General features: G+C 34.5%; 5 protein-coding genes. All 5 read left to right on the forward strand.

Annotated features, from left to right (window positions below):
- Window positions 1-9 precede the first annotated feature (9 nt).
- The 5 genes from recF (at window position 10) to RBU59_RS15185 (ending at window position 7,581) form a co-directional block, all read left to right on the forward strand.
- Entirely contained in the window at window positions 10-1,140 is a 1,131-nt protein-coding gene (gene recF, locus RBU59_RS15165) for a DNA replication/repair protein RecF (protein ID WP_308143364.1), read from the forward strand.
- Complete coding sequence (gene gyrB, locus RBU59_RS15170) at window positions 1,137-3,047, forward strand: DNA topoisomerase (ATP-hydrolyzing) subunit B (protein ID WP_308143365.1); 1,911 nt, start codon at window positions 1,137-1,139, stop codon at window positions 3,045-3,047. Before recF ends, gyrB begins: the two co-directional genes overlap by 4 nt.
- Window positions 3,048-3,130: 83 nt before the next feature.
- On the forward strand, window positions 3,131-5,746 hold the full coding sequence (gyrA, locus tag RBU59_RS15175) for a DNA gyrase subunit A (protein WP_308143366.1): 2,616 nt from the start codon (window positions 3,131-3,133) through the stop codon (window positions 5,744-5,746).
- Between the two features lie 266 nt (window positions 5,747-6,012).
- Window positions 6,013-6,858 (forward strand): fumarate hydratase, encoded by an 846-nt coding sequence (locus tag RBU59_RS15180; RefSeq protein WP_308143367.1) that lies wholly within the window; start codon window positions 6,013-6,015, stop codon window positions 6,856-6,858.
- 174 nt (window positions 6,859-7,032) lie between these two features.
- Window positions 7,033-7,581 (forward strand): Fe-S-containing hydro-lyase, encoded by a 549-nt coding sequence (locus tag RBU59_RS15185; protein ID WP_308143368.1) that lies wholly within the window; start codon window positions 7,033-7,035, stop codon window positions 7,579-7,581.
- Window positions 7,582-7,656 lie beyond the last annotated feature (75 nt).

Here is a 7,656-nt window from a genome sequence, read left to right on the forward strand (position 1 = left end):
GGTGCTGGAATGTATATCAAAACCCTTGAACTAAAAGATTTCAGAAATTATGACAATCTTTTTATGGAATTTCATAATGGTATTAATATTCTATACGGTGATAATGCTCAGGGAAAAACTAATATTTTAGAAGCAATTTATATTTGCGGCACTACGAAATCTCATAAAGGCAGTAAAGATAAAGAAATTATCAAACTGGATAAAGAAGAATCACATGTTAGGATTTTAGTGGATCACGATGAAGCAGCCCATAAAGTGGATATGCATTTAAAGAAAAATAAACCGAAAGGTGTAGCAATTGACGGAATGCCCATAAAGAAATCCAGTGAATTATTTGGAGTTGTTAATATCGTGTTTTTTTCTCCGGAAGATTTAAGCATTATTAAAAATGGTCCTTCCGAAAGACGCAGATTTATAGATCTTGAATTGTGCCAGCTGGATAAAGTTTATCTATATAATTTAACCAGTTATAATAAAATTATTAGTCAACGAAATAATTTATTGAAACAGATCAGTTTCAATAAAAAATTACTGGATACACTTAGTATATGGGATATACAATTAGTGGAATATGGAACACAAATAATACAAAGAAGAAATCTTTTTATTAAACAGATAAATGAAATTGTATATGATATACATAGAAAATTATCCGGTAATAAAGAACAATTGATTATAAAATATGAACCAAACGTAAGTATTGAAAGTTTCAGCGATAAACTTGCCGTTTCCCGGGAAAGAGATATTGCTTTAAAAATGACAAATGTAGGCCCCCACAGGGATGACATCAGCTTTTTAAATGGTGATATTGATATTCGAAAGTTCGGGTCCCAGGGACAACAGAGGACTTCGGCTTTATCTTTAAAACTTGCGGAAATTGATTTAGTGAAAAAGATAACCCGTGATGACCCAATTCTTTTATTGGATGACGTGTTATCTGAATTAGATAGAAAAAGACAGAACTACTTACTGAATAATATTCATGGTATACAGACGATCATTACTTGTACCGGCCTGGAGGAATTTATCACAAACAGGATGGAATGTGATAATATTTACAGGGTTGTGGAAGGTACAGTTACTAACGAGAATACATCTACATTGGAAATCATCCATAGAAAAACAGGAGGCAATTTATGAGTACAGAATACGGTGCAGATCAAATCCAAATACTGGAAGGTTTAGAGGCAGTCAGGAAAAGGCCTGGTATGTATATTGGCAGTACCTCAGCAAAGGGCCTACATCATTTAGTTTATGAGATTGTTGATAATGCAGTTGATGAAGCTTTGGCAGGAGTTTGTGACAGAATAGAGGTAATCATTAATAAAGACAACTCCATTACCGTAATCGATAATGGACGTGGAATACCGGTTGGAATCAATCATAAGAAAGGGATACCGGCTGTTGAAGTGGTATTTACCATTCTCCATGCGGGAGGAAAGTTCGGCGGTGGAGGATATAAAGTATCAGGCGGTTTGCATGGTGTTGGTGCATCAGTTGTAAATGCTTTGTCTGAATGGCTTGAAGTTATGATATACCTGGATGGTAAAATCCATAAACAAAGATATGAAAGAGGCAAAGTTGTCAGACCCTTAGAGGTAATTGGTGAGACTGACAGAACAGGAACAACAGTTACTTTTTTGCCGGATAAGGAAATATTTGAGGAGACGGTCTTTGATTATGAGATATTAAAACAACGTCTTCGTGAAATGGCATTTTTAACTAAAAACCTAAAAATAGTTTTAAAAGATGACAGAGTAGAACCTCAGGTAGAGAGAGAATTCCATTATGCCGGCGGTATTAAAGAATATGTTGAATATCTTAACAGACATAAGGACCCGTTATATCCTGAGATAGTTTACTGCGAAGGCAACAGGGATAGTGTATATGTTGAGGTAGCTATGCAGCATAACAGTTCCTATACGGATGGATGTTATAGTTTTGTTAATAATATAACTACTCCTGAGGGTGGAACCCATCTGGCCGGATTTAAAAATGCATTAACAAAAACGTTCAATGAATTCGCAAGAAACTTAAAATACTTGAAAGAAAATGAATCAAGTTTAAGCGGTGAAGACATCAGGGAAGGTTTGACGGCAATTATCAGTATAAAAATACCGGAACCTCAGTTCGAAGGACAGACAAAACAAAAATTAGGTAACAGCGAAGCCAGAGGTGCCGTTGACAGTATTGTCAGCGAACAGTTGACCTATTTTCTCGAACAGAATCCAAGTGTTGCAAAAACAATTCTGGAAAAGGCAATTTTAGCACAAAGAGCCAGAGATGCAGCAAGAAAAGCCAGAGATTTAACAAGAAGAAAAACAGCTTTAGAAGGCATGAGTTTACCGGGTAAATTAGCAGATTGTTCCGATAAAGATCCTAAAAATTGCGAAATTTATATCGTTGAGGGTGATTCTGCGGGAGGTTCTGCTAAGACAGCCAGATCCAGGGCTACCCAGGCAATCCTGCCTTTAAGAGGTAAAATATTAAATGTTGAAAAGTCAAGATTGGATAAAATATTGGTTAACAACGAAATTAAAGCTATGATTACAGCTTTTGGAACAGGAATATCCGATGACTTTGACATTTCCAAATTGCGTTACCATAAAATAATAATAATGACAGATGCGGATGTAGACGGTGCTCATATCAGTACGTTACTATTGACATTCTTTTACCGTTTTATGCCTGACCTAATCAAAGACGGGCATGTTTATATGGCTCAGCCGCCGCTTTATAAGGTTGAAAAAAGCAAAATTGTAAAATATGCATACAGCGACGAAGAACTGAATCAGATTTTAACTGATATCGGACGTGATTCTAATAATAAAATCCAGCGATATAAAGGATTAGGGGAAATGGATGCGGAACAGCTTTGGGAAACAACCATGGATCCGGAGAGAAGGGTTCTTTTAAGAATAACCATTGACGAAGAAGAATCTTCAGAAATTGATTTAACTTTTACTACCTTAATGGGAGATAAAGTGGAACCAAGAAGAGAATTTATTGAAACCAATGCTAAATATGTTAAAAACTTAGATATATAGGAGTAGTAATAAAACGTTAATTTTGAAATTATCAATTTAGATAATCAAAATTACGTCGACATAGAATTGATGGAGGAGAACAAATGGACGAGAATATCTTTGATAAAGTTCATGAGGTTGATCTGAAAAAGACAATGGAAACATCATATATTGATTATGCCATGTCTGTAATAGCAGCCCGTGCACTTCCGGATGTAAGAGATGGTCTGAAGCCGGTGCAAAGAAGAATATTATATGCTATGATAGAGTTAAATAACGGTCCTGACAAACCGCACCGTAAATGTGCACGTATTGTCGGTGATACCATGGGTAAATATCATCCCCACGGAGACAGCTCTATCTATGAAGCGATGGTAAAACTGGCTCAGGATTTTTCAACTAGGTATCCTTTAATCGACGGCCACGGTAATTTTGGTTCTGTAGATGGAGACGGGGCAGCCGCAATGCGTTATACGGAGGCCCGTTTAAGTAAAATATCTATGGAGATGATATCGGATATCAATAAAGACACGGTTGATTTTTCCCCGAACTTTGATGAAACAGAAAAAGAACCAACGGTTCTTCCTTCCAGATATCCTAATTTATTGGTTAATGGTACATCCGGTATAGCCGTCGGTATGGCTACTAATATTCCGCCTCACAACCTAAGAGAAGTTATAAATGCTGTAATCAAAATGATTGATAACAACATTCTGGAAGATAGAGATACTTCCATAGAAGAGTTATTGGAAATCGTAAAAGGACCTGATTTTCCTACCGGAGCAAGTATATTAGGTGTCAGAGGAATTAATGAAGCTTACCGCACAGGACGTGGTAAAATAAAGGTACGCGCTGTTACCAATATTGAAACTATGGCAAATGGAAAAAATCGTATTGTAGTTACAGAACTGCCTTATATGGTTAATAAAGCCCGATTGATTGAGAAGATTGCAGAACTTGTAAAGGATAAAAAAATAGACGGCATCACGGAATTAAGGGACGAATCAGACAGGACCGGTATGAGAATCTGTATTGAATTAAGACGGGATGTCAATGCCAATGTATTGTTAAACCAGCTGTATAAACACACTCAGATGCAGGATACATTCGGAGTTATTATGATAGCTTTAGTTAATAATGAACCCCGAGTTTTAAATCTTCACGATATGCTGAAATATTATTTAAAACATCAGGAAGAAGTTGTTACAAGAAGAACACAATATGATTTAAACAAAGCAGAAGAACGTGCTCATATTTTGCAGGGATTATTAATTGCTTTGGATAACATTGATGAAGTAATCAATATTATCCGTTCTTCAAAAAATATTAGTATTGCAAAGGAAAGATTAATTGAGAGATTCTCTTTAACTGATGTACAGGCTCAGGCTATTGTAGATATGAGACTTCGTGCATTAACAGGGTTGGAAAGAGAAAGACTTGAAAATGAACATGCTGAATTAATGGAAAAGATTGCCGAATATAAAGCAATTCTTGGAGATATTAAAAAGTTGCTTACGGTTATAAAAGATGAGATCACAATTATTCGTGATAGATACGGGGATGAAAGAAGGACTTCTATCGGATTTGATGAAGATGATTTATCTACAGAAGATTTAATTCCCAATGAAAATACTGTTCTCGCTATGACCAAATTAGGATACATAAAGAGAATGACAGTAGATAATTTTAAGAGTCAGCATCGAGGCGGCAAAGGTATTAAAGGAATGCAGACCATTGATGAAGATTTTATTGAAGATTTGCTGATGACAACTACTCATCACTATATAATGTTTTTCACTAATAAGGGTCGCGTATATCGTTTAAAAGCTTATGAAATACCGGAATCCAGCAGAACTGCAAGAGGAACGGCTATTATTAATCTTCTTCAGCTATTGCCGGAGGAGAGAATCACAGCTATAATTCCGCTTAAGGAATACCAGAATAATAAATATTTATTTATGGCTACAAAAAAAGGTATTGTAAAGAAAACACCGATTAAAGAATACGAAAATATTCGAAAGTCCGGTTTACAGGCAATTAATCTCAGGGAAGATGATGATTTAATAGAGGTAAAAGCGACTAATAATAAAAAAGATATTATTTTAGTTACCCAAAACGGCCAATGTATTCGGTTTAATGAAAAAGATGTAAGAAAAACCGGACGTACTTCCATGGGTGTAATAGGTATGAATCTGGATGATAATGATGAAATTATTGGAATGCAGCTAAGTACCCAGGGTGAATCCCTTTTATTTGTATCTGAAAAAGGTATGGGTAAAAGAACCAGTATGGAAGAATTCTCTGTCCAGAGAAGGGGCGGTAAAGGTGTCAAATGTTACAAAATCACCGAAAAAACAGGATATGTAGTCGGTGTTAAAGCAGTAAATGAAGAGAATGAAATCATGATTATAACAACGGAGGGGATATTAATCCGTTTAGCAGTAAAAGATATATCAAATTTAGGAAGGATCACCTCCGGCGTTAAGTTAATTAATATGGATACAGAAAAAGATATTACTGTAGCAAGTATTGCTAAAGTAAGAGATAATAATACCCAGACATCGGATGAAGAGGTTATAAAACAGCTGGAACAGGAATTAAAAGAAGAAATTTCTGATAATCAGGTAATTGATAATTCTTTTGATGATGAAGATAGCTATGAGGATGATTTGGAATCAGAAATTGAAATTCTATCAAATGACGACAATGAGGAAGAATAAGAAATCAAATAATTGTCTTAATAACCAAGTTAAATTTATACAGATATAAATATAAAAAATAAGCCTGAACCTGTTATACCTTAAATAGTTTCTATTACTTCTGAGTTAAATGGAAATAGAACGATTTATCATTGCAGGAATAAGGCTTATTTTTAAAAATCTTTATCTATTACAAGTTGTTTCGATATATATTTTGTAAAAACAAAAATATCAAGAATTATCTTGCATTAACATTATACTTTAATTAATAAAAAAAAGGAGCTTAAATGAATACTCTTCACACTGACGCCATAATAAAAAATGTAAAAGAAATGTGTATAGAAGCTAATTATAATCTATCACCGGATATACAAGAGGCTGTAAGAAAATCTATTACAAAAGAATGTTCTCCCAATGGCAAACAGATATTGGAGCAATTAGATGAAAATTTATTAATAGCAAAAGCAGATAATATTCCAATCTGTCAGGATACGGGAATGGCAATCGTATTTTTAAAAATAGGACAGGACGTACACATAGAGGGGATTAATTTAGAGGATGCAATAAATGAAGGGATACGTCAAGGATATGAAGAAGGGTTTTTAAGAAAATCGATTGTAGGAGACCCTTTACTTAGAATCAACACCAAAGATAATACACCAGGAATTATACATTATGAGATCATCCCCGGAGAGACAATTGAAATAACAATAGCCCCAAAAGGTTTTGGAAGTGAAAATATGAGTCGGATTTATATGCTGAAGCCGTCTGATGGGATAGAAGGGGTCAAAAAAGCAGTTATTGAAACTGTAAATCTGGCAGGGCCCAATGCTTGTCCTCCTATGGTAATTGGAGTTGGTATTGGAGGTAGCTTTGAAAAATGCGCTTTATTAGCGAAAAAAGCTTTGACCAGAAATATTAAGGAGCATTCAAAATTAGATCATATTAAAAATTTAGAAATAGAGTTATTAAATGAAATTAATAAGTTAGGAATAGGACCTGGAGGACTTGGTGGAAAGGTTACTGCATTAGGTATTAACATTGAAACGTACCCAACGCATATAGCAGGTCTGCCGTTAGCAATTAATATTTGCTGCCATGTAAACCGTCATATAACCAGAATAATAAAGTAAATAACCTTAGAAGGCATTTATCAGTATAAAGAGAGGTTTTAGGCAAAGAAAGTCAGAAAGAAGGCCATTAATTAATTATAATAACAGTTTAAGGTGGAAAAAAATAATTTATCCACAAAATATATAAAAGTTTTCATTAATTTGTGGATAAATCACTAAATTAGGAGGCAGTACGTGGAAAGACATATAAAAACTCCGTTAACAGAAGAAGTAACGAAAGATTTACAGGCAGGGGATTATGTTTATATAACTGGAACCATATATACAGCCAGAGATGCAGCGCACAAAAGATTATATGAAAGTATATTAAGTGGTGATAAAGTGCCTTTTGATTTTAAAGATACTATTATCTATTACTTAGGTCCAACGCCGGAAAGAGAGGGACAGGTTATTGGATCGGCAGGACCTACAACCAGCAGCCGTATGGATAAATATACACCGCTTTTACTTAATCATGGATTAAAAGGTATGATTGGAAAAGGTAAGAGAAACGCAGAGGTAATTAACTCTATAATAAAAAATAAAGGAGTATATTTTGCTGCCGTCGGGGGAGCAGGTGCTTTATTATCAAAAAAAATTAAAAAATCTGCATTGATTGCATATGATGATCTAGGAACTGAGGCTATAAGAAAATTGTATGTTGAAGAGTTTCCTGTAATCGTTGTGATAGATAGTTCAGGTAATAATTTATATGAAACAGCTCAAAAAGATTATAAAGAATAGATTGTGATAGAATAATGAATCAAATACGAATATTTATCATGGAAAGAAGTAGACTAAGCAATATTTATATAACAA

It is taken from the genome of Anaerocolumna sp. MB42-C2, from assembly GCF_030913705.1.
In the GTDB taxonomy this organism is placed as follows: domain Bacteria; phylum Bacillota; class Clostridia; order Lachnospirales; family Lachnospiraceae; genus Anaerocolumna.